Genomic DNA, 24,894 nt, shown 5'->3' with positions numbered 1-24,894 from the left:
CCGTCGCTCGTCAGGGCGATTGGCGACCGGCGCCTGCCGCCTCGTCGGCGGTCGCCAGCAGCGCGGCCAGCCGTCCGGTGTCCCCGTCGCGGGCCGCGCGCACCCGTTCGGGGTCGGCGACGAAACGGACGCGCCGCCCCTCGACCGTGTTGGCGTCGAAGTAGGCGATGAAGGTGCCGGAGTCCCAGTCGCTGGGGGCGAATCCGGGACGCACCCGGCGATCGGTCAGGAAGACCTCGCCGCCGGCGGGCTGACGCGCGATCGCCGCTCGCATGGCGCCCACCCGGGCGAGCACCCGCGCCCGTTCCGCCACGTGGAGGTCGATCGGCCGCGGCAGGTACCACAGCATCGCCGCGCACGCCGCCGCCCAGGCGAACGGCGCCAGGCGCCGCAACGCATCCGGCACCGCCCAGCGGCGCCCGATGGCGGCGCCGGCGAGGCAGAAGAGCGCCGTGATGCCGAGCGACGCGACGTAGTGATAGCGGGGAAAGATCAGGTCCTGATCGGGGGGAAAGACGGCCGCCATCGGACTGCGGCCGACGGCGATGATGCCGTAGGCGGCGATCGTCACCAGGCTCCAGGCGGCGGCGACGCGGCGCAGATCGCGCGGCGCGCGGGCGAGCATCAGGGCCAGCCCCAGGGCGACGGCGCCGGCGAGCAGCGCCATCATCGCGCCGCGGCCGGCGAGAGCCGCGGCCGGCGGCAGCCACATCTGGGTCAGACCCGCGACCACGAGTCCGCTGACCAACTCGGTCACCTGCAGCAGAAGCGCCCGCATTCCGATCACGTCCACGATGGCCCGCCAGTCGCCGATGCCGCCCGGGTCGGGGCCGGCCTTCAGGAGATTGGCCAGGATCCACAGCAGCGGCACCGCGATGGCGACGCCGACGAGCGGCCGTCGCGCCGCGCCCGACAGCCGTCCCGCCGGCAGCATCAATGCGATCACCAGCGGTCCCATCATCGCCAGCGGCACGCCCACGCCGTATGACAGCGCCGCCCCGAGCAGCGCCGCGCTCCACAGCCACGGCGCCGCGCGTGGCAGCGGGCGATCGCCGGCGCCGATGGACGCGACCTGCGCCACGACCAGCAGCAGCAGCGTCGCCACCAGGCAGTGGCCGTAGACCGACAGCCAGGCGAGCGTCTCGCCGTGGAGCGGCGAGATGCCCCACAGGCTGGCGCCGAAGAAGGCGAGGCCGCGGCTGGCGGTCTGCAGCGACAGGACGCGGAACAGCAGGGCGACGTTGACCAGGTGCGTCAGCAGGACGGCGACGAAATACCCCGTCGGGTCGGTGTCGAAGACGCGGAACAGACCCGCGAAGGCGGCGTTCCGGAGCGCGAAGAGATGGCCGAACCAGGGCTTGAACAGGAACGCGGGCAGCGACTCGGTGCGCAGCAGGTACAGGTAGAAGTAGTCGTCGATGAAGAAATAGCTGCGCAGGATCGGCCAGTAGGCGACGGCGGTGAATGCCAGGGCGACGGCGAGCCACGCCATCGACCCCATCCGCCCGCTGCCGGTGCCGGCGCCCTCGCGTCGGGAATCGATCGACGGCAGCGGTTCCTCCTCGCTCACCCGTGCTCGACGTCGGGCAGGGCGAACGGCGCCGGCGGGCCGGCCTCGCGGTCCTTGCGCCCGACCATCAGCAGCGACATGCCGAGCGGCGGGTCGAAGCGCTGCTCGAGCGAGAGCCATGGCACCAGGGCGCTGGCGATGCGCGCCTGCAGGCCGGGCACGCTGCGCCGCCGCAACAGGCGCGAGTTGACGTACCAGCCGATCAGGCCGGGCAGATTGAAGTAGCGGCCGTGCTCGACGACGAAGCCGTGCCGCTCGAGCTGGGCGCGCAGCGCCTCCCGCTGGTAGCGCCGGTGGTGGCCGATGGCGCGGTCGATCCCGCCGTAGAGGCCGGGCAGCGCCGGCACCTGCAGCACCAGGCGGCCGCCGATCGGCAGCAGGCTGGCGAAGGTGGCGAGCGCGTCGTCGTCGCGCTCGACGTGCTCGAGGACGTTGAGGCAGAGGACGGTGTCGAACGCGTGGGCGCGCAGTGCCGCCAGGTCGGGGCGCTCCCAGTCGATCCGCTCGACGCGGATGTTGTCGTACTGCTCGAGCCGCGTCGCCACCTGGCGGACGTACTCCGGGTTGTGGTCGGTGCTGACCACCAGCGCGTGGTTGCGCAGGAAGCCGGTGTAGTTGCCGATGCCGCAGCCGACCTCGAGCACGCGGTCGCCGATGAACGGCCGTAGCCGGCCCCACACCCACTCGTTGTAGCGGCGCGCCTGGCGCAGGCGGCGCAGCGTCAGCAGCCCCGGGTCGCGGCCGCCGCCGTCGAGATTGAACGCGTAGCGCAGGATCGTCCAGATCGCCGAGACACCGTCCTTCCAGCCGATCTTCTTCCCCTCCCAGTACTCGCGACCGTGGTAGGAGATCGGCACCTCGTAGATGCGGCAGCCGAGGCGGGCGACCTTGGCGGTGATCTCGGGCTCGATGCCGAAGCGGTTCGACTGCAGGTCGAGGCGCTTCAGGACGTCGCTGCGGAACACCTTGTAGCAGGTCTCCATGTCGGTGAGGTTGAGATCGGTGCACAGGTTCGACAGCAGCGTCAACAGCCGGTTGCCGATGGTGTGGCGGAAGAAGAGCACGCGGTGCGGGCCGCCGAGGAAGCGCGAGCCGAAGACCACGTCGGCGTGGCCGTCGAGAATCGGCCGGATGAGGCTCGGGTACTCCTCGGGATCGTACTCGAGATCGGCGTCCTGGATCAGCGCCATGTCGCCGCTGACCGCCGGAATGGCGGAGCGGACCGCCGCGCCCTTGCCGGCGTTCTCGGCGTGGAAGATCGCCTCGATCCGGTTCAGCGCGTCCGCCGGCTCGTCGGCCAGCGCCCGCACCACGTCGCCCGTGCCGTCGGTCGAGCAATCGTCGACGAGGATGATCTGCTTGCGGATCGGCACCGCGCGCACCCGCTGCACGAGCGTGCGTACGGTCAGGCGCTCGTTGAACACGGGGATGATGACGGAGAGGGTGAAGTCGGACCGCACGGGCGGGCGAGTCTACGGATAAAACGCGGCGCCGCAAGTCATCTGCGGGGTGGCGCTCGCGAAGCGGCTGGCATCCGCGCGCGGCGCGCGGTAACAGCGGAACAGATGCCGCCCGATCCGCTCCGCCCGCCCCCGGGCGCCGATCCGTTCGGCGCCGCGCGCACGTGGCTGCGCAAGCAGGGGGCACGGGACGTCGGCATCCGCGCCGTGCCGGTCGGCGCCGACGCGGTCTATCCCGACACGCTCGACGGGTGGGTGACGGCGCAGGCGTGGCGGCTCGGACTGCGCGACGGGCCGGCGCAGCGCTTCATCGGGCGCGAGATGCCGGTGGGCGGGGTGGCGATCGACGTCGGCGCCTACCTCGGATGGTACACGGTGGCGCTCGCCCGGCGCGCCGGCCCCAGCGGACGGGTCATCGCCCTCGAGCCGGAGGCGGGGAACTTCGATCTGCTGACCCGCGCCGTCGGCGGCGGGCGCTTCCCGCAGATCGACGCGCGGCAGGTCGCGGCCGCCGAGTACTCGGGCTGGACCTCGCTCTACCTGGCGCCCGGCGATCGCGGCGATCACCGCATCGTCCCGGCGGCGGAGGAGCGGCGCATGCGCACGGTGCGCGCGGTCAGCGTCGACGACGTCGCCAACGACCTGCCGCGCCTCGACGTCCTCAAGGTCTCCGCCCAGGGCGCCGAGGTGTCGGTGCTGCGCGGCGCGCGCCGCGCCCTGGAGCGGCACCCGGCGCTGCGCATCCTCTGCGCCGTCGCGCCGGCGCTGCTGACCCGCGCCGGCGCCAGCGCCGCGGCGCTGTTCGAACCGCTCGCGGCGCGCGGGTTCGCGCCGCACCGGCTGGAGCGCGACGGCAGCGCCGTGCGCACCCACGCCACGGCGCTGTGGGCCGAAGCGCAGGCGCGCGGCCGGCTACTGATTCTGTTTCGCCGCTGAGGCGGGCGCGCCGGCGCGCGCCGCCGCCGCCTCGGCATCCATGCGCTGCTTGAGCTGCACGGCGCGCGGCAGCGTCGGGTTGGTCTTGAGCAGCTTGTCGAGCTGGATGCTGGCCCCCATGCGGTCGCCGGCGCGCAGCTTCATCTGCACCATGTCGACCACCCAGTCGGGGTCGTCGTGGTACTTGAGCGCCTCGCCGAGGCGCTCGACCGCCTGCTTCCAATCGCCGCGCTGCGCCGAGATGCGGCTGAGCAGCATGTTGGCCATCGGCCGCAGCGCCAGGTACTGGCCGCCGAGCTCGAGGCTGCGCTCGAGCTGCGGCTCCGCCTCGTCGTACTGCTTGCGGGCGTACTGGACGGCGCCGAGGTTGTAGTGGATGAAGGCGCCGATGCGGGGGAACGCCTGCACCGACTCGCCGCGGTCGTAGAGGCGCTTGGCTTCGCGCAGGGTCTCGTAGGCGCGCTCGGTGTCGCCCTCGTTGAGGTAGGTGACGCCGAGGTTCAGGCGCATGCGCGGATTGCCGGGGGCGCGGCGCACGCCGTCCTCGTGCAGCGCGATCGCGTCGCCCCACAGCACGGCGCGCTGCCAGGTGAAGGGCGTGAGCGCCGCCACCAGGGCCGCCACGACCAGCGCGTACGTGAGCCCCTGGCGCCGCCCCCATGCGCTCGGCAGACGGCCGCAGCCGTCGTGCAGCCAGGCGGCGGCCAGCAGCATGAGCCCGACCAGCGGCAGGTACATGCGGCGCTCGACCGCGAGGTCGGCGATCGGCATCACCGACGACGTCGGGGCCAGGATCAACAGCACCCAGCCAGCGACGAAGGGGACCAGCGGCTGCGTCGCCCGCAGCCGCCAGGCGCCGATCAGCAGCGCGACGAGGATGGCCAGCGGCACGATCACCGCCAGCGGCTGGTGCAGGCTCGCCAGCGCCCAGTCGTAGTCGAAGGTCTGGCCGAGCGGCAGCACGGTCAGGCGCAGGTAGTGGACGATGACCCCGAATTGCGTCGCCAGATACTGCAGCGGCCCGAAGCGATCGAAGCTGAAGCCGGCGGTGGCGCCGTACTGGCCGAGGCTCATCTGCCCGGCGAAGGCGCGGATCAGGAGGACGGCGGCGACCAGCGCCAGCGGCAGGATCGGGATGACGATCAGGCGCCAGTGGACGCGCCGCCAGTGGCGGTCCGCGAGCAGCAGCCAGTCGAGCAGCGGCAGCACCGCGAACAGGGTGAAGACCGTCTCCTTGCTCGCCGCGCCGGCGATCGTCGCGACCACGGTGAGCGCCAGCCAGGCGGCGCGCCCGCCGCGCCCGCTCGCGGTGGCGGCGCGCACGAAGCCGATGACGGCGACCAGGTACCACACCGCGGCCAACGACTCGCTGCGGCTGGAGATGTACGCCACCGCCTCGCTGGCCAGCGGGTGGGCGGCGAACAGCGCCGCCGCGGCCCAGGCGATGCGGTGGCGCGCCGCTCCGTAGCGCGGCGCCAGCGACGGCAGGCCGAGCAGCAGCCAGGCGAGGGCGTAGACCAGCAGCGCCGTGCAGACGTGCAGGATGATGCCGGTGGCGTGGTACGGCGTCGGCGCGTAGCCGCCGATCGCGTAGTTGATCGCGTAGCTGTAGTCGGTGAGCGGCCGGGTGCTGAGGGCGAGGAAGGTGCGGATCGGCGTCAGCGAGCGGATGAGCGTGCTCTGGGTCACCGCGTTGGGATCGTCGAAGACGAAGTCGCCGCCGAGGCTCGGCAGGTAGGGCAGCGACGCCAGCAGCCCGACGACGAGCAGCGCCAGCAGGTGCGCCCACCAGGGGGCGCTGGCGGCGACGACGCGCGCCGGCGGGCGCCGCGCCTCCGGGCGCGGCGCCGCCGCGGGCGTGGGGGACGGGGGACGGCGGCGGCTCATGCCGGCAACGGGGCGGCGAAGCGCAGCCGAGGCTCGGCTGCCTGCCCAACACGGGAGCGGAGCATCTGCATCATCTCGTCATCGCGCCGCGCGCTGCTCCTCCAACTCGCGCTCCAGCAGCGCCACGGCCTGCGCCAGGCGGCGGATCGAATCGCGGTGCGACGAGATCACCAGCGAGTAGTGGAGCATGATCAGGAGCGCGAAGAGGAAGGCGAGGCCGAAGAGCAGGGAGGGCGGGTAGGCGATGCCGAGCAGCGCCGCGGCCCAGTGCAGCAGCGGCCGGTAGAGGGAGAAGAGGAGCAGCGCGGCGCCGGCGCCGAGCCAGAGGATGGCATAGCGGGCGTTGAGATTGCTGCGCCGGATCGACTCGACGACGAACAGCATGACGATGAGACTGGCGGTGACCGCCAGGATGTCGAGCGTGTGCATGGCGTCCTCCCCCTCAACGCGGGCGCAGCCGGCCGATCAGCAGCGCCAACACCACCTTCAGCATGTAGAACCCGGAGTAGATCGAGCCGATCGACGACTGGCCGGCGATGCGCGCGTACATGATCACCGGCACCTCGCGCACCCGGCAGCCGGCGCGCGAGGCGAGCACCAGCGCCTCGGTCTCCGGATAGTCGTCGGGATGCGAGCGGGCGAGCACGGTCAGGGCCCGGCGGTTGACCGCCCAGTAGCCGGAGGTCGGGTCGGTCACGTGCGTGCCGACCAGGCGGCTGACGATGCCGAGCACGACGATGCCGACCCGGCGCACCCAGGTGGACTGGTACCCCTCGCGGGCGAGGAAGCGCGAGCCGACGACGATGTCGGCGTCGCCCTGCTGCAACACCTCGAGCAGGCGCGGGATCTGTTTCGGGTCGTGCTGCCCGTCGCCGTCCTGGCGCACGACGTAGTCGTAGCCGCGGTTGAGGCCGTAGAGAAACCCGGTCTGCACGGCGGCGCCGATGCCCAGGTTGCACGGGTGGCGGATCACCGCCGCGCCGGCGGCGCGCGCCAGGTCGGCGGTCTCGTCCTCCGAGCCGTCGTCGATCACCACGATGTCGCCGTCGATGAACGGCCGCACCGCGTAGATCACGCCCTGGATCGACGCGCCTTCGTTGTAGGCGGGGATGATCAGCAGGTTGCGGCTCACCAGCGTCGGTTAGCATCGAAGCGGCATCGCGCTCCAGCGCCTCAGTCCTTCAGCGCCACCTCGCGGATGCCCATGCCCCAGCGGCGCAGCCAGGTCACCGGCTCCCAGGCGGAGACGCGGCGGCGGCGCTGGATCTCGCGGCGCTTGCGCCAGGTGACGGGCAGGCCGGCGAGCGCGGCGGCGTAGGCGCGCAGCAGGACGCCGACCAGCGCCAGCGGCGAGTGGGTGGCGGCGAACTGGCCGGCGGCGCCGCGGTGGGTGAGGGCGCCCCAGGCCTGCGCCGCCAGGCGGGCGAGGGTGAAGAGCGGGCTGGCGAGGAGCAGCGGCGCCGGCAGGCACTTGATCGCCACCCAGGCGCGGTTGCGTTCGACCAGGAACGCCTTCAGCGGCGAGTAGGCGGCGCTGGCGGCGGAGTACTTGTGGTAGACGACGGCGCCCGGCACGGCGCGACAGCGCCAGCCGGCGAGCCGGCCGCGCAGGCCGAGGTCGGTGTCGTCGCAGTAGGCGAAGAGGTCCGCGTCGAAGACGCCGATGTCGGCCAGCATGGCGCGGCGCAGCAGCACGGCGCAGCCGCTCGGCAGCACGATCTCCTCCTCGCCGTCGTACTGGCCGCGGTCGAGCTCGAGGCGGCCGCGGCCGCGGCTCAGACCGTCGGGGTAGAGCCAGTGGCCGACGTTGTCGAGGCGGCCGCGCTCGGCGAACTCGAGGATCTTGGGGGCGAACATGCCGGTGGTCGGATGGTCGTCGGCCGCCGCCACCAGGCGGGCGCAGCACTCGGGCGCGACCTCGGTGTCGCTGTTGAGCGGCATCAGGTAGCGGCCGCGCGCCGCGGCGATGCCGGCGTTGAGCCCGCCGGCGTAGCCGCGATTGTCGGCCAGGGCGACGATGCGCACCGCGGCGCCGTAGCGCGCGCGCACGAATGTCAGGGAGTCGTCGGTCGAGCCGTTGTCGACCAGGATGATCTCGACCCCGGGCAGGGTCTGCGCCCGCAGCGAGTCGAGACACACCGCGAGGTGCTCGCGGCCGTTCCAGTTCACCACCAGCACCGACACCGGCACCTGCGGATCGTAGGCGGTGAGGTCGGCGGCGGGGCCGGCGTCGGCCGGCGGTGGGGTCAGGTGCTGGCGGGCCATTGGACGAGTTGCGCGCCGCCGGGGGGCAGCGTGAAGCGCAGGTCCGGCGCAGGATGCCAGCGGCCGCTGGTCGGGTCGAACGCGGTCGCCGGCGGCGTCGCCGGCAGGGTCAGCAGGCGCACCGTGCCGGCGGCGCGATAGTCGCGGTTCACCAGCAGGGCGGCGCGGCGGCCGTCGGCGGCGGCGAAGAGCCCGACCGTGGCGGCGCCGTCGATGCCGCGCAGCGGCGGTGCCGGCAGCGCGTCGCCGAAGCGCCCCTCGCCGTCGAGCACCGCCGCCGAGGTGAAGCCGGCGAGCTGGCGCGCGATGGCGTGCGCCGCGTGATTGATGGCGCCGACGGCGGCGAGCTTGTCGGTGGCGACGCCGTGTTCGACCAGGCCGCGGCGGAACTGCCAGCGGTCGGCGTGGGGGACGTTCACCGGCGTCCAGTAGGTGAAGTACGAGATGGCGCCGGCGCCGAACGCCATGCCGTTGAACACCTGCCACGACAGCTCGCCGGGGGTCGGGTCGCGGTAGCCGCCGTGGGGCATGGCCTGCACGATGAGCAGCCAGGGGATGCCGGCGGCGCGGGCGCGTTCGCGCACCATCGCCAGGTCGACGAAGAAGGTGTCGCGGTCGCCGCCTTCGAGGAAGGGGTAGTAGTCGAGGCTGAGCAGCGACGGCTGGACCTCGGCCATGAAGGCGTCCAGGTGCTCGGCGTAGGTGTCGGTGCCGAGCGCCTCGGAGCCGAGGTAGTCGGGCAGCAGGTTGACGTAGGGGACGCGCGTCGGATCGGCCTGGCGCAGGCGGGCGACGATCAGGCCGAGGTCGGGGAACTGGTCGCGGCCGGGTTCGTCGACGAGGAAGTAGCCGTCGAGCGCCGGATGGCCGCCGACCTCGCCGACCACCGCGTCGACCCCGGCACGCCAGTCGGGCCGCAGGCCGTCGAGCTGGTCGACGCGGTCGTCCTTGATCCATGCCTTCAGGCCGTGCCGCGCCGCCACGTCGAGGGCCTGGCGGGTGAGCGTGGGAGTGATGCGGCCCTCGCACGGCGGCCCGATGACGTCGAAACCGGCGCTGGCGATCTCGGCGGCGCGGGCGTCGCTGAGCTCGGCCAGCGGCGGCCCGCACCAGAAGGTGATGAAGAACGGGCGCGGCGCCGGCGGCGGCAGCGCCGGCGGCCGGCGCGGCACGCAGCCGGGCAGCAGCAGCAGGGCGGCGGCGGCGAGCGGCAGGGCGGCGCGGCGCGGCGCCGAGCAGGCGAGCGCCACCAGGGCCCACACTGCCAGCAGGCTGCCGACGCCCTCGGCGGCCGGCATGACGTGGTAGTCGTAGCCGGTGAGGGCGCGCCGCAGGGCGGGGCCCCAGTAGGGGAAGCCCTCGCGCGGCGTCAGCGCCGGTGGCGCCAGCGCCAGCGCCAGCGGCAGGCCGATCAGCAGCGCCAGGAGCAGCAGGCGCTGCGCGCGCCGCTCGCCGGCGGTCGCCGTGTCCGGCCGCCCGCCGCGCACCAGTACCACCGCCCAGGCGGCGCCGAGGGCATTGAGGACGATGTCGTTCCAGTCGAAGTAGGTGTTGGGGACGCCGGCGTAGATGACCCGCCACTGATAGGTCTCGTCGAGCGCGCCGGCCAACGTCGCCACCCACCAGGCCAGTTGCGGCGGCAGGCCGGCCGCCGCCAGCAGCGCCGCCAGCAGCCCGAACTGCGGCAGGTGGATGAGCTCGACGTTGCTGACCAGCAGATTCTGCTGCGCGCAGATGGTCAGGGCGGCCAGCCCGAGCAGCGCGGCCAGCGAGCGCGGGTGGCGCAGGGCGGGGGCGCCGCCGCGCAGGACCAGCGCCGCGGCGGCGAGCGAAAGCGCCGCGATGCCGCCCAGCATGACCCACTCGTAGGCGGTCCGACCGATGCGGGCGAAGAGCGCGTCACAGACGTCGGAGATCGGCTTGTGGAGGACGAAGTTCCCCAGCACCAGGGCGGCGGCCACCGCCCAGGTCGCCGGGTGAGAACGCCGTGAAAGAAGATCGCCGTGGCGCTCGACGCGCATCCGCCTTGTGTGCCAGAAAACGCCGCGGCGAGACATCCCGGAGCACATTTGGGCCGCCATGGGGGCTGCCCGGAGCGGGGCGTCGACATGTGAGGATGTGTGGTGGGGCGCAAAGCGTGTCGCGAGGCGGAGCGGTATGTTTCCGACGCTTGCCGTCACTCCAACGCGCTCGCGCCGCCGCGCCGCCGCGTCGGCGACACGCCGCGTCCGCTCTCGACGCTCCGGGAATCATGGCATGCGGTTGGCTCCGGAACACCGGCATTAGTGCCATGAACCGGTTGTCTCGATTGCTCTTTGCCGCGTGCCTGGCGCTGGTGGCCTGCGCCCTGGGCGGGGTCGCCGCGGCGCAGCAGAATGGTCGCGAGCTGATCCACCACTACGAGCCGGTGGTGCTCGAGTCAGCGGCGGCAGCCGCCACGTCAGGTGCGAAGGCGGACGGGCCGCTGGCGTTGTCCTTCCGCACCCTCGGCCGGAGCTTCGACCTCGACCTCGAGCCGATCGACATCTTCGCCAGCGGCGCCCGCATCCGCTGGGTGGACGATGCCGGCACGGTCGAAGAGCCGGTCGCCGGCGCCGGCAGCTTCTTCCGCGGCACGGTGGCCGGCGAGCGCGGTTCGTGGGCGCGGCTGCGCATCGAGGGCGACGAGCTGACCGGCGTCGTCGCCAGCGGCGACGAGCTCTACTTCCTCGAACCGGCGCGGACGTTCGGCAGCGCCCGCCCGGCCCGCGGCTCGGTCGCCTATCGCCTCTCGGACACCGACCCCTCGCCGCTCGGCGCCTGCGCCGCGCGCGCCCCGGGGAGCAAGGCGGCGAGCCGCGAAACCATCGCGGCGCTCAAGAGCTGGCCGAGCGGCGGCAGCCGCCAATTCGCCGCCAGCGCCGTCGCCGGCGCCATCACCAGCGCCGCGGTGAGCGCGACCAAACGCGCCGAGATCGGCCTGGTCACCGATTGGGAATACTACAACGGCATCCCCGGGCGCGCCGGTCACGGCGCCAACTCGGCGGCGGACGTCGCCGCGATCCTCAACGCGGTCGACGGCATCTACCAGTCCGAGCTCGGCGTCGCGATGAAGATCAAGTCGATCACCGTCTTCGCGACCGTGAACGACCCCTTCAGCAGCACCACCGACTACAACACGCTGTTGAACGAGTTCAGCACCTACCACGACCAGAACGACAACACCCCGAGCCAGGCCCTCTACGATGCCGACCTGGCGCACCTGGTGACCGGCCGCGATCTCAACGGCAGCGTGATCGGCATCGCCTGGCTGGGCACCTTGTGCGGCGGCTACTGGGGTTCGGGCCTGTCGGAGGATTTCAGCTCGTCGCTCTATCTGATGACGCTGCTGCTGGCGCACGAGATGGGGCACAACTTCGGCGCCCCGCACGACGCCCAGAGCGGCTCCGCGTGCTCGGCCGCGCCCGCCACCTTCATCATGAACCCGGTGCTGTCGTCGTCGCTGGCGCAGCAGTTCTCGACCTGCTCGAAGGGGCAGATCGCGCCCAAGGTGACCGCCGCCGCCTGTCTCGACGCCTGGACGCCGGGGCCGACCGAGACCCCGACCGCGACGCCGACGCGCACCGGCACGCCGACCTCGACGCCGACCCGGACGTTCACGGCCACCGCGACCCCGACCCAGACGCCGACCCCGACGCCGACCGACCGCGAGCCGAAGGCGCGCGATCTCATCACCTCCTACTACACCAACATCCTCGGCCGCGCGCCCGAGGCGGGCGCCGTCGACGCCTGGTACAACGGCTACTTCCTCGCCGCCGTCAACGGCTCGCTCGATGTGCGCTTCGTGCCCGCCGAGATGGGGCGTCTGTTCTTCGCCAGCCAGGAGTACGTCAACCGCAACCGCACCAACGCCGAGTTCATCAGCGACTGCTACCAGGTGTTCCTGCGCCGCGCGCCGTCGCAGTCCGAGCTCGACGCCTGGCTGGCCGATCCGTCGTGGAGCCGCCCGCAGGTGGTGGCGCTGTTCGCCCAGTCGACCGAATTCGGCAACTACGTCAGCGGCCTGTTCCCGGGTCTGGGCGGCACGCCGTCGCGCAATCTGGTCACCCTGCTCTACATCGGCCTGCTCGACCGGCTGGTCGACAGCGCCGGGCTGAATTACTTCGCCGGCGTGTTCGACAGCGCCTTCGCCAGCGGTGGCATCGAAGGGGTGCGGGCGGAGGCGCGCAACCTCGGTCGCATGGTGCTCGCCTCGAACGAGTACAACGCCAAGAACCCGACCAACGCGGTTCACGTGCAGCGGCTGTATCGCGGCTTCCTCGGCCGTTTCCCCGCCACCAGCGAGCTCAACTACTGGACCGGCGAGCTCGATGCGGGGCGGAAGACGCCGAACAGCCTGGTCGACGCCTTCGCCGCCGCGGCCGAGTTCACGGCCACGATCAAGGCCACCTACGGCATTCCCTGAGGGCGGCGGTGGCGGACGTGGACGTGGCGGGGGTCGTGCATTGCGCCGGGCGCGGCGCCGTGGCAGGCACGAGCGACGAAGGACTCGCAGTGGCGACGCGACGCGCTCGGAATCGATGGCTCGGCGGCGGACTCGCCGTGGCGTTGCTCGTCGCAGCGGCGCTGCCGGGCACGGCCGCCGCGGCGACCGTGTCGCTGCCGGCGAGCACCACCATCGCCGGCGCCGGCGCGGCGGCGCAGATCGCGGTGACGATCGACGATGCCTCGCAGGTGGAGGCTGTCGACCTCCGCTTCACCTTCGACCCCGCCGTGCTGGCGGTCACCGGCGACGTGACCCTCGGGGAGCTGGCGACCGGTTGCACCGCGGCCTCGAACGCGTCGGTGGCCGGCGCCCTGCGCGTCGCGCTCGCCTGCCCGGCCGCCCTCAGCGGCGGTGGCACGCTGTTCACCATTCCCGTCTCCGGCGCCGGCGCCGGCAGCACCAGCCTGGTCCTGGCGAGCTGTGATCTGAACGAGGCCTCCCTGCCGTGCCTGGCGGAGAACGGGGCCGTCTCCGTCTCCACGCCGACGGCCACCGCCACCCGCACCGCGACCGCGACGGCGACCCCGACGCGCACGGCGACGGCGACGGTCACGCGCACGTTCACGCGGACGTTCACGCCGAGCGCGACGCCGACCGCGACCCGGACGGCGACCGCCACGGCGAGCGCGACGCGCACCCGCACCGCCACCGCGACGGCGACCGCCACCGGCACGGCGACGTTCACGGCGTCCGCGACGCCGACGGTGACGTTCACCGCCACGGTGGGGCCGACGCCGGTGGAGCGGGAGCCGCGGGCGCGCAGTCTGATCACGTCGTTCTACGTCGACATCCTCGGCCGCCAGCCGGAGGCCGGCGCCGTCGACTCGTGGTACAACGGCTACTTCCTGGCGGCGGTGAACAACGGGATCGACGTCCGCTACGTGCCGTCGGAGATGGCCCGGCTGTTCTTCGGCAGCCAGGAGTACGCCAATCGCAACCGCACCAACGCCCAGTTCATCACCGACTGCTATCAGGCGTTCCTGCGCCGCCAGCCGGCGCAGTCGGAGCTCGATGCCTGGCTGGCCGATCCGTCGTGGACCCGGCCGCAGGTGGTGGCGCTGTTCGCCCAGTCGGCCGAGTTCGGCAACTACCTGCAGGGACAGTTCCCGGGCCTCGCCGGCCTGGCGTCGCGCAACCTGGTGACGGCGATGTACATCGGGCTGCTCGATCGCCTGGTCGACTCCGCCGGCCTGAACTACTTCGGCGGGGTGTTCGCCACTGCCTTCGCCAGCGGCGGCATCGAGGGGGTGCGGCGCGAGGCGGCCAACCTCGGCCGGGCGGTGCTCGGCTCGGCGGAGTACCTGGCGAAGAATCCGACCAACGCCACCCACGTCGAGCGGCTGTACCGCGCCTACCTGGGCCGCTTCCCCGCCGCCAGCGAGCAGAGCTACTGGGTCGGCGAGCTCGCCGCCGGGCGCCAGACCACCGACTCGCTGATCACCGCCTTCGCCAACTCCAGCGAGTTCACCGCGATCCTCAACGCCAAGTTCCGCTGACGCCGCCGGCGGCCGGCCGCCCGCCGGCTCGAGGTTCCTTGGTTCGCGCGCGCTTCAGGTGATCATGCGGCGACTCGTCGGGCGGGCTTCCTGAAGTCGAGCGTCGAATCGGGCTGAAGGTGGCGGAGTGCTCGACTTGTCGCGCTGGCGGCACTCTGGCTAAGACACCGCCGACCAAGTCAGGGGACCGTGGCGCGGGGTCTGCGGCACCCCGAAGGGAGGGGCTCCGTATGGCGATCGATCCGCGTGTCCGCCGTTCTCGGGGCGGACGGAGTCGCGGAGCCATGGGCCGCGGTCACGGGGCACTGCGTTCGCGCGACCCGTTCATTGGCCGCGCCCATGAGCTGCGTGACCTACGCCGCGCCCTGAATGACGCTGCGCGCGGGCGCGGAAGCGTAGTTTTGCTCATGGGCGAACGCGGGATTGGTAAGACGCGCCTGGTCAAGGAAGTCGCTACCGCTGCGCAGGCACGGGGAGCCATCGTGTCGTGGGGCGTCGGGTGGGAGCGCGGTTCTTCCAGAGGATATGCGATGTGGGCCCAACTCGGTCGTGATCTGGCCCGGCGGCTCCGAGGGGGTGAACGTGCTGCGGCCTGCGCATCGCTCGTTCCGATCCTGTCCGGCGACGATGAGGCGGAGCAGGGTCCCGCCGCCGGCCCAAACCCCCGTCCGATCGATGAGGTGGCGCTGGGAGAAGCCCTCACGCGGCTCATCGAGCGCCAACGCGAGCCGGTCCTGTTCGTGATCGACGACCTCCAATGGGCGGATGCGGGATCGCTGCGGATCCTGCAGGTCGTCGGCCGCGGCGTCTCGCGGCTGCCATGTCTCATCCTTGTCACGTGCCGAGACGAAGCCCTGAAGACATCTGATGCCCTGGCGCAGATCGTCGCCGGGCTCGAACAGGACACCCGCTACCTCCGCCTGCAGCCGCTTGGACCCGATCAGGTGACCGAATTCCTGGCGCGGCGTCTCGGCGCATCCCCGTCCGGTGAGCTCGTCAGCTCGGTCGAGGCGCGCTGCGCCGGCAACCCCTTCTTTCTGGGCAAGCTGACCGAGCATCTGCGCCGCTCGGTGATCAATGACGACCTGGACCGCTTCGAGTCGACGCTGCCGCCGGGAATTCGCGAAGAGGTGCTGGGGTACCGCTTGCGCGGGCTCTCGGCCGCGTGCCGAGCGCTGGTGACCACGGCAGCGGTCATCGGTCGCGAAGGCGAGATCGTGACCCTCGAGCATGCGCTCGAGGCGGCCGGGCACACGTCAGCGGCGTGCCGACTCGCGCTTCGCGATGCCTGCGCGACGCGTCTGCTCGGGGAAGATGATGCGCGCGGCGAGCGCTTCGCATTCACATACGGGCTCGTGCGCGAGGCACTCTTGGATGACCTGTCGCCCGTCGCACGGATGGAGATCCACCTGCGAGTCGCCGAGGCATTGGAGCGTGTCGGTCCGCCGACCGAGCTCGAGCCGACGCTCGAGATCGCCGAGCACATCCACCGCGCGGGCCGGTTCGCACCGGTGGAGAAAGGCATCAGGTACGCAATCCATGCGGCCGCATTGCTCGAGCGCGAGCTGCGCTTTCGAGAGGCGTCCCAGATGTACGAGCGATGTCTGGAGCTGGTCGACCGCGGCAGCGGGAGCGAACGCGAGCGGGCGCGTGTACGCTGTGACATTCTGTTGCGGCTCGGGGAGGCGCAGCGTCGATCGGGAGATCGAGCGCAGGCCCGGGAGACGTTCGCGTGTGCCGTGGCGGTCGCCGGGGAACTGGCGGCCGGCGATCGCCACTCGGGCGACGCCGATCTATTGGCGCGCGCCGCGCTGGGGTTCGGCGCCGATCGGCCATGGGCCGACACCGGGCTCGTCGATGAGCGACTGCTGGGATGGTTGCAGGACGCCCTGACGCACCTGGCCGATCGGGACGGCGCGTGGCGGGCGCTGGTGTTGGCTCGGATCAGCGAGGAATTCTTCTACTCCGGATACAACACCGCCTCCTGGCGTGAGGCGTTGAGCGCCGAAGCGGTGGCGATCGCGAGACGGATCGATGATTCCGCGGCGCTGGCGTCGACGCTGCGCAGCCGGCATCGCGCGGCGTGGTTTACGCACACGCTGGCCGAACGCATCGCGGCGGCGATCGAGCTGGTGTCCTTGGCGCGGCGGATCCGAGATCCCGAGCTCAAGGCGCACGCACATCTGCTGCATGCGCTCGATCGTCTCGAAGCCGGCGACATGGTCGAGATGGGTCGCGAGCTGCGCTATTGCGCCGCGGATGCCGCCGCGGCGGGAAGCGACCTTCTCCAGTGGCACGTGAACGTCGTCAAGGCGACGCGAGCGATTGTCGAGGGCCGCCTCGATGAAGGGGAGCAACTCGCTGCCGCCGCGTACACGGACGGGGCAGCCATCCAGCCGGCGGATGCCGAGATCTTTTCGGCGGTGCACATGTACACGCTGCATCGGCTGCGCGGCCAGTTCGACGCCCTGCTGCCGCTCGCGCGCGAGTTCGCCGATCGCTACCCAACGATAGCGGTCTGGCGCATCGGCGTCGCCGACATGTGTGCGCATCTCGGTCGTCTCGCCGAGGCCCGGGCGGAGTTCGAAATCTTTGCCACCGCCGACTTCATCGAGCCTCCGCAGGACTGGAACCAGTTGCTCGGCTGGGCATTGCTCGCCGAGGTCTGTCACGCGCTCGATGATCGCCGGCGGGCCGAGCGTCTCTACGACCTGCTGGCCCCATACGCGGAGCATAATGTCACGGCCGTGCCGGGGCTCGCCTGCATCGGCGTCGCTGCGTACCAGCTCGGGTTGCTCGCGACCACGCTCGAGCACTGGGATGACGCGGCGCTCCAGTTCGAGCGGGCGCTGCGCCGGAATACCGCCATGGGGGCGCTGCCGTTCGTCGCTCATACGCAGCGTCAGTACGCCGCGATGTTGATTCGCCTCTTGCGCAACGGGGGAACCGTCGAGGGCAGGCGAGACGTCGATCCCGACCCGCAGGCGGTCGAGCTTCCTCCCGCTGGTGCGGAAGTCCGCGATATACTCGCGCTGCGCGGTGTCCACCGAAATGAGGCGGCGGACGAAGGGGCCTCCGGGGCGCCGGGCCGTTCGCAGCCAGCGCTGGGAGACGGTGCTCCCTTGGATCCGGACGCGGGCGCGATACGGGACCGGGCGCAGGCGCTGCTCGATCAGGCGGTCACCTTGTACGGCCGCCTGGGGATGAGCCACTTTCGCGCGGTTGCCGAGCGCATGTGCGAGGAGCTGTCCGACTGCTCTCGCGGGAGGCGGACGACCGGTCGACCGTCAACCCTCCCGGACGGGGGCAACGTCTTTCGATGTGAAGGACGGTACTGGACATTGTGCTTCGACGGCCAGCAGGCAGAGATCGAGGACTGTCTGGGGGCGCGATACGTCGCCCTGCTCCTCCGTCAGCCGGGTGTTGAGGTGTCGTCGACTGATCTCTTCGCGGCGGTGCAGGCGGCTCGCACACAGCCGCGTGGCACCACCGTGGACGACGATCTGGCGCTCCTTGCCCTTGGTTCGGGGGAGAGCCCGCTGGATGACCGAGCGCGCCGTGAAGTCCGTCAGCGACTCCGCGACATCCACAGCGAGCTCGCTGAAGCGGAAGCGAACAACGACATGGGTCGAATCGACGCGCTGACGTTCGAACGCGAAAGGCTGCTCGAATCGATCGACGGCTCCGGACGGCTCCTCGATGATGCCGACCGCATCCGCAAGAAGGTCACCAAGGCGATCAGAACCACGTTGTTCCGGCGTGTTGCGAGATGTCTGCCGGCTCTCGCCGATCACTTCGCCGGATCGATCAAGACTGGAAGCTCCTGTCGCTACGCGCCGCAAATCGCCATCGATTGGGAGATCTGAGCGGTCAGCCAGCGGCAAGCGTTCCCGCGCGCGTACGAAGGAGCGGGCCACGAGCGACTCGCCTCGGCAATGGGTCCTCCTCCCCCTGCGCCCCGGAGGTAGCGCGCAGGTGGCGCTATTCCCGGTATGGGGGTGGCCGATCGTTTCCGCGTGAGCTGGTGGACGCCGGCCCGCGGTCCCGGGGGGGACGAGCCACCTCGTCACGGCGCACATCAGCGCCCCACACCGGTGAGCGGGGGACGGCAATGAAGCACGGCGGGAGCGGCAGCCAGGGTCCATCGAAACCGCGGGGTCGGCAGCGCGCCTGCGCGACGACGGTCATCGTCGGCGCGGCGCTTTGGTGCCTGATGGGCGGTGTCGCCCGCGGCGGCGCCGTTCCCGGGTTGACGCTGATCTGGCCGGTACCTTCGGTAACGACGAACGTGCCTCTGCAAGACTACGCGCAATTCAATGACGGATCGGCGAACCGGCACCACGCGGGCATCGACATACCCGCCCAGACCGGGACGGCGGTCGTCGCCGCCGCCGCCGGCGTGGTGCGGACGTACACGCTCGCCGCGCACCAGAACAAGACCCATTGCTTCGGCAACGCGGTAATGATCACCCACGCTGCGGGGGCGACGCTGTATGGCCATCTCGCCACGGTGGGGGTCACCGATGGACAAGTGGTCGCGCAGGGAGACCCCATCGGCACCGTCGGCAACACACTCGGCCTGCTCCAGACTGGCGAGAGCTGCGGGAGTGTGAACAGTCATCTGCACTTCGAGGTGAAGGACCATGCCGTCCTCGGGACCACCAGCGATGACGGGGTAACGTGGGGATACACGCCCGAGCTCGGCGTCGGCGGTCTTCAGATCGCCGCTCACCAACCGGACGCATACGGCTATCACGACCCGGTCTTGAACCTGCACACCGGCATCTCCGATTTGGCGCCAACCAGCGTGGTCGTGACCGCGGACGGGGCGGGCGCATCGCTCCGCACCGGGCCCGGCACGACGTATCGAAGCATCGGGGTCACGGTGGCGGCAGGCCAACAGTTCTCGGCGATTCGCCAGCGCACGTCCTCCAGTGGTTGTGACGGGGGCTGGTTCCAGATCGTGAACGGGAATGGACAGTACTTCGTGGACAACAATAATTCATCGCAGGCCGGCGGCGTGACGTCGATTCCCGAGGCGTGGATCTGCAGGGGAACGGGCGGTCAGGTGTGGGTGCAGCCATCGGTGGGGCCCAGCGCGACGCCGACATCGACGCCGACTTGGACCGTCGGACCCGGGACGGCGACCCGCACGCCGACGGTGACATCGACCCCATCGAGAACGCCGACCGCGACGGCAACGCCGCCGCTTCCTACCCCGACCCGGACGACGGCGCCCGCTGCCACTGCGACGCCAACGAGAACTCCACCCGGACAGATCTCCGACGGCTATCTCCAGGTCCGGCCAGGAGGGATCAACTTTCCCGACACGCTCGTTGGGCAGACGACCATGGGCACAACGGTTCAGTTCCAAGTCGTCTCCTCGAGCCCCCTCTACCTCCAGAACATCTTCAGCCAGGGCGCCGGCGGTTACGCGTTCCTTCCATCCGGGTATCCCCCACTCGGCTCCTTCTTTCTCGGGGGCACGGGCTCTACCTTCCAGGTGGCGTTCGCTCCGTATACCGCCGGCGCACTGAACGGCTCCATCGCGATCACGTACCAGAGGTGCACGCAGATCAGCCCGCCCGTCTGCAGCCCTACCACCTATGAGCTGGACGTGACGGTGACGGGGACTGGGCTCGCGCCATCGGCAACGCCGACGGCGACGCCGACGCCCGGCGGCTGTCCGAGCGGGAACGGCGATTTCACGTGGACGCGCAAGCAGGACTCGCCCGCCGGGGGCGAGGTTGCCGGATCAGCCGTCGTGAATGGCAACCTCTATACGATCGGCAACGGCGGCTCTCTCCGACAGTTCTGGAAGTACGAACCGGCCGGGGACTCGTGGAGTCGGCAACCGGACATGCCCGGCGGGTGCCTTTCCGGAGCGTGTGGAGTCGCTGCCGTGGGGGGCCGCATCTACGTCGTGAGCGACGGGAACAGCGTCGGCGCAGGGACGGCGACGCAGATCTTCGATACGAGCACCGGGCAATGGACGCTCGGGGCGGCGATCCCCGTTCCCAGGGTGGGGCCGAGCGTGGCGGCGGTGGCCGGCAAGCTCTACGCGATCGGCGGGAGCGCCGGCGACACCTATCTGGGCTCGGTCGCGATCTACGATCCGACCGCCGACTCGTGGACGGCCGGTGCGGACATGCCGACGGCCCGTGCCAACGCGGCGGCGGCCGTCCTCGACAATCGCGTCTACGTCATTTCGGGGCGAACCTCTGGCGGCGGCCTCTCGCCCTACGTCGAGGCCTACGACCCGGCGGCGAACACCTGGTGGTCGTTCGACGATCACTGGCCCGGGAGCTGGATTCCAACTCGCCGATCTCATGCGGTGGCGGCGGTAGTCGGCTGCAAGATCTACGTGGCGGGCGGACGTCAGGACGCCACGTCGTCGAACGCCGTCGAGGAGTTCGATCCAGCCACCGAGGCGTTCGGATCGTTCTGGACGACGAAGACGCCTCTCCAGCAAGCGCGGCACAGCTTCGGCGGAGGAGCGGTCGGCACCCTCTTCATCGCTGCAGGTGGTGAGTTGTTCAACAACTTCCTCACCTCGCTCGTCCACGTGGAGCAAGGCGCCTTCGCCAACGCTCCGATTCCCACGCCGACATCGACGCACACGCAAGCGCCATCGCCTACCTTGACCCGGACGGCGACCGCCACTTCGTCGCCGACGCCACCTCCGGCCCCGACCGCGACGCGCACGGCGACGGCGACGGTCACGCGCACGCCGACGCGGACCTTCACCTCCAGCGCGACGCCCACCGCGACGCGAACGGCGACTGCGACGCGCACGCGCACCGGCACGGCGACGTTCACGGCGTCCGCGACGCCGACGGTGACGTTCACCGCCACGGTCGGGCCGACGCCGGTGGAGCGGGAGCCGCGGGCGCGCAGCCTGATCACGTCGTTCTACGTCGACATCCTCGGCCGCCAGCCGGAGGCCGGCGCCGTCGACTCGTGGTACAACGGCTACTTCCTGGCGGCGGTGAACAACGGGATCGACGTCCGCTACGTGCCGTCGGAGATGGCCCGGCTGTTCTTCGGCAGCCAGGAGTACGCCAATCGCAACCGCACCAACGCCCAGTTCATCACCGACTGCTATCAGGCGTTCCTGCGCCGCCAGCCGGCGCAGTCGGAGCTCGATGCCTGGCTGGCCGATCCGTCGTGGACCCGGCCGCAGGTGGTGGCGCTGTTCGCCCAGTCGGCCGAGTTCGGCAACTACCTGCAGGGACAGTTCCCGGGCCTCGCCGGCCTGGCGTCGCGCAACCTGGTGACGGCGATGTACATCGGGCTGCTCGATCGCCTGGTCGACTCCGCCGGCCTGAACTACTTCGGCGGGGTGTTCGCCACTGCCTTCGCCAGCGGCGGCATCGAGGGGGTGCGGCGCGAGGCGGCCAACCTCGGCCGGGCGGTGCTCGGCTCGGCGGAGTACCTGGCGAAGAATCCGACCAACGCCACCCACGTCGAGCGGCTGTACCGCGCCTACCTGGGCCGCTTCCCCGCCGCCAGCGAGCAGAGCTACTGGGTCGGCGAGCTCGCCGCCGGGCGCCAGACCACCGACTCGCTGATCACCGCCTTCGCCAACTCCAGCGAGTTCACCGCGATCCTCAACGCCAAGTTCCACTGACAGCGCCGGCGGCCGGCCGCCCGGGCCGCGCGTCGGCGCGGCCCGGTGACTGCCACGGCGGTAAACTCGTCACCCATGCGTCGCTCAGTCCGCATGCGAGTGGTAGAAAAGGATATGCGGTCGCGTGCCCTGAGGGCTGGCGCAGCGCCTGCAGGTGTCCGGGGTGACGAGCGTTGGCCATGAAATCGGTTGAAGAATGCCGGCCGCGGGCAGCGGCGCGGCGCCGCCGCATGTGCTGGCGATCCGCCCTGCTGGCCGGGGCGCTGCTCGCCGCCGCGGCACCCGCCGCCCGGGCGGACGATCTGCGGCCGTTGCTCGGCAACGGCAACGCGACCATCTCCCTCAACGCTTCCACCGTCTACACCGTGAACGAGTACGCGCTGACCAGCAGCAAGACCATCCTGTGCAACGGCGCGACCATCCAGTCGACCGGCGGCCCGATCCGCATCTCCGGCACCGGCCTGCGGCTGACGATCGACAACTGCGTCATCCAGGGCACGGGCTGGGCCCTGCTGGGGGCGCTGAGCGGCGCCGACCTGGTGGTGCGCAACAACACCCGCCTGAGCGGCAACGCCACCAACAGCGCCATCTACGTCAAAGGCGCGACCCTCGACCTGCGCGCCAGCAGCATCACCGGCTGCCGCTGGGGCGTGAACATGGAGAATGCCGACGCCCTGATCGACGGCACGACGATCACCGGCACCGAGTTCGCGGTGCAGAACGTCGCCGGCACGGCGACGATCCAGAACGGCTGCCGGATGGAGAACCTGAACGCCAACAAGCCCGGCACCGGCGTCAGCCTGATCGCCTCGCCGACCTACCCCACGCGGCGCGCCGCGGCGGTGGTCCACGACTCGACCTTCAGCGGCTTCCTCAACACCATCGACATCCTGGCGTCGGCGGCGCAGGGGCTGCCGCCGGCGACGCTCGAGGTCGTGAACTGCCGCTTCGACGACCCGTTCGTGAGCGCGGTGTCGTCGATCGACGCCGTCGACGTGCGCATCGCCGACACGCAGGTGAACCGCGCCAAGGCCGACGGCATCTACTTCGTCAACACCACCGGCGTGATCGAGAACACGCAGGTGCTCGGCAGCCTCAACACCGGCGTCACCTTCCTCGGCTGCCAGAGCGGCGCGACGCTGCGCAATTCGCTGGTCAGCGGCAGCGTCCACCAGGGCGTCGCGGTGGCCATCGACGCCGGCACCGGCCGCCTCAGCCGCTACGTGCAGATCGTCGACAACACCATTCGCGACAACCAGATCGCCAACATCCTCGTCGACGCCTACTCGGACGCCCTGCTGCAGGGCAACCTGCTGAGCGGCGCCCCCGATTTCAGCCTGCGCCTGGTCGGCTCGCCGCGCACCCCGGTGATCGGCGACCTGCTGCTCGATTCGTCGCGCGGCCTCGAGATGAAGGACGGCGAGGCGGCGCTGGCCCTGTCGCTGTTCACCGGGCACGACCGCGACGGGGCGCTGGTCTACAACCGCGCCACCACCAGCTTCGCCTTCAGCGCCCTGCGCGACAACCTGCGCGCCGCCCAGGCCGCCGACTACTCGCTGTTCGCCAACGCCGGCGCCCTGGTCAGCGTCCGCCGCAGCCTCTTCGGCCCCACCGACAGCCGCGCCCTGTACAACAACGCCGGCAACACCGCGATGGCGGCGCGCAACTACTGGGCGAGCAGCGCCGGCCCCAAGCTGCCGGGCAGCAGCACCGGCGGCGCGCGCATCGGCTGGAATGCCGGCAATGGCTCGGCGGTGACCTCGCAGCCGTTCCTCGCCGCCGCGCCGCTCGACACCAATCTCACCCGCACCTTCGCCATCTCCGCCACCACCACCACCACCTGGCCGGCCTTCGCCGATCTGACCCTCAGCCTCACCGGCGCCGCCGGCATCGGCGCCGCCTCGCGCGTCGCCGGCGCCCTGCGCGTCCGCGACACCGCGATGGTCACCACGCCGGCCCCGCTCGGCGGCACCGTCGCCGACGGCCTGTTCGTCGTCTGGGCCGACTACGACCTGCTGGCGCGCGCCCAGTCCGGCGGCCTGCGCCTGCGCACCACCGGCCCGGGGCCGACGGTGGGACTCTTCCGCCTGCAGCCCGACGGATCGTGGCAGCGCCTGACCACGACCTGGGACAGCGGCAACGCGCAGATCGTCTACGCCACCGCCGACCCGCGCACGCTGAACGGCATCTTCGCGCTGGTCGATCTGCCGCCGGAGCGCGAGACCCGGGCCCGCCAGCTCATCGCCGCCTACTACGCCGACATCCTGGGGCGGTCCCCGGAAGCCGGCGCGGTGGACGCCTGGTACACCGGCTATTTCCTGGCCGCCGTGAACTCCTCGATCGACGTGCGCTTCGTCTTCCAGGAGATGGGCCGCCTGTTCTTCGCCAGCCCGGAGTACGCGCGCCGCAATCGCAGCAATGCGGAGTTCATCCGCGACTGCTATCAGGTCTTCCTGCGCCGCCAGCCGTCGGCGTCGGAGCTCAACGCCTGGCTCGCCGATCCCTCGTGGAACCGCTCGCAGGTGGTGGCCCAGTTCGCGCAGTCGACCGAGTTCGCGAACTACATTCGCGGCCAGTTCCCCGCACTGGCCGGCGTGCCGACCCGCAACCTCGTCACCGCCATGTACGTCGGCCTCCTCGACCGGCTGGTCGACAGCGCCGGCCTCGGTTACTTCGCCGCGCAGTTCGAGTGGGCCTACGCCGCCGGCGGCATCGAGGCGGTGCGGGCGCAGGCGCGCTCGCTCGGCCGCCTGACCCTGGCGTCGGCCGAGTATCGGTCGAAGAACCCGACCAACACGACGCACGTCGAGCGGCTCTACCGCGGCTATCTCGGCCGCTTCCCGGCCACCAGCGAGCTCAACTACTGGCGCGGCGAGCTCGACGCCGGCCGCCAGACGACCGACACCTTGGTCGACGCCTTCGCCGCCTCGAACGAGTTCACGACCCTGCTGAACAGCACCGTCGGCCAGCTCTGACCGCCGGGCTCGGGTGCGCGCCCGCAGGTGCCTCGGAACGCGCCCTCGATGGGCAGGGCAATCGGCACAGCGGTCCTGGCGGGCCGCGCTCCCGCGCCCCCGTCGCGGCGCGCGGCAACCGGCGCCACTCGCCGGCCGTGCCGCCCCGCG

13 protein-coding genes are annotated in these 24,894 nt (G+C 71.4%); 6 read left to right on the top strand and 7 right to left on the bottom strand.

The genetic code is table 11. The features are described from left to right. Window positions 1–10: 10 nt before the first annotated feature. Together KF840_11770 and KF840_11765 are read right to left on the bottom strand one after the other, a co-directional pair. Window positions 11–1,570 (bottom strand): hypothetical protein, encoded by a 1,560-nt coding sequence (locus KF840_11770; GenBank protein MBX3025573.1) that lies wholly within the window; start codon window positions 1,568–1,570, stop codon window positions 11–13. Then, the gene (locus KF840_11765; GenBank protein ID MBX3025572.1) at window positions 1,567–3,030 is read right to left on the bottom strand and encodes a glycosyltransferase; all 1,464 of its coding nucleotides are present in this window, start codon (window positions 3,028–3,030) and stop codon (window positions 1,567–1,569) included. Before KF840_11765 ends, KF840_11770 begins: the two co-directional genes overlap by 4 nt. 105 nt (window positions 3,031–3,135) lie before the next feature. On the opposite strand from KF840_11765, the gene KF840_11760 reads away from it, so the two are divergent. Next, entirely contained in the window at window positions 3,136–3,966 is an 831-nt protein-coding gene (locus tag KF840_11760) for an FkbM family methyltransferase (protein MBX3025571.1), read from the top strand. Here the strand turns inward: KF840_11760 and KF840_11755 are convergent. The 5 genes from KF840_11755 to KF840_11735 all read right to left on the bottom strand — a co-directional run bounded on the left by KF840_11755 (window position 3,943) and on the right by KF840_11735 (window position 10,139). Then, window positions 3,943–5,853, bottom strand: a complete 1,911-nt coding sequence (locus tag KF840_11755; GenBank protein MBX3025570.1) for a hypothetical protein — start codon at window positions 5,851–5,853, stop codon at window positions 3,943–3,945. The two genes, KF840_11760 and KF840_11755, sit on opposite strands and share 24 nt — an antisense overlap. 78 nt (window positions 5,854–5,931) lie before the next feature. Continuing rightward, window positions 5,932–6,282, bottom strand: coding sequence for a DUF2304 domain-containing protein (locus KF840_11750; GenBank protein MBX3025569.1), 351 nt, complete (start codon window positions 6,280–6,282; stop codon window positions 5,932–5,934). 13 nt (window positions 6,283–6,295) lie between these two features. Further along, window positions 6,296–6,985 carry a glycosyltransferase family 2 protein gene (locus KF840_11745; protein MBX3025568.1) on the bottom strand — a complete coding sequence of 230 codons (690 nt, stop codon included), beginning with the start codon at window positions 6,983–6,985 and terminating at the stop codon, window positions 6,296–6,298. Window positions 6,986–7,026: 41 nt separating this feature from the next. Further along, entirely contained in the window at window positions 7,027–8,118 is a 1,092-nt protein-coding gene (locus KF840_11740; protein MBX3025567.1) for a glycosyltransferase family 2 protein, read from the bottom strand. Beyond that, window positions 8,100–10,139 (bottom strand): hypothetical protein, encoded by a 2,040-nt coding sequence (locus KF840_11735; GenBank protein MBX3025566.1) that lies wholly within the window; start codon window positions 10,137–10,139, stop codon window positions 8,100–8,102. Before KF840_11735 ends, KF840_11740 begins: the two co-directional genes overlap by 19 nt. A gap of 287 nt (window positions 10,140–10,426) precedes the next feature. On the opposite strand from KF840_11735, the gene KF840_11730 reads away from it, so the two are divergent. The 5 genes from KF840_11730 (at window position 10,427) to KF840_11710 (ending at window position 24,744) form a co-directional block, all read left to right on the top strand. Next, complete coding sequence (locus KF840_11730) at window positions 10,427–12,562, top strand: DUF4214 domain-containing protein (protein MBX3025565.1); 2,136 nt, start codon at window positions 10,427–10,429, stop codon at window positions 12,560–12,562. Between the two features lie 137 nt (window positions 12,563–12,699). Then, on the top strand, window positions 12,700–14,139 hold the full coding sequence (locus KF840_11725) for a DUF4214 domain-containing protein (protein ID MBX3025564.1): 1,440 nt from the start codon (window positions 12,700–12,702) through the stop codon (window positions 14,137–14,139). Window positions 14,140–14,369: 230 nt separating this feature from the next. Continuing rightward, window positions 14,370–18,005, top strand: a complete 3,636-nt coding sequence (locus tag KF840_11720; protein MBX3025563.1) for an AAA family ATPase — start codon at window positions 14,370–14,372, stop codon at window positions 18,003–18,005. 158 nt (window positions 18,006–18,163) lie between these two features. Continuing rightward, window positions 18,164–21,769: a DUF4214 domain-containing protein gene (locus KF840_11715; protein ID MBX3025562.1), complete on the top strand. Its 3,606-nt coding sequence runs from the start codon at window positions 18,164–18,166 to the stop codon at window positions 21,767–21,769. Between the two features lie 179 nt (window positions 21,770–21,948). Further along, entirely contained in the window at window positions 21,949–24,744 is a 2,796-nt protein-coding gene (locus KF840_11710) for a DUF4214 domain-containing protein (protein ID MBX3025561.1), read from the top strand. Window positions 24,745–24,894: the final 150 nt, after the last annotated feature.

This window comes from bacterium, from assembly GCA_019637795.1.
Classification (GTDB): Bacteria; Desulfobacterota; Binatia; order HRBIN30; family CADEER01; genus JAHBUY01.
The sequence above is the reverse complement of the archived record's forward strand: the minus strand, read 5'-3'. Positions and strand labels throughout refer to the sequence as shown.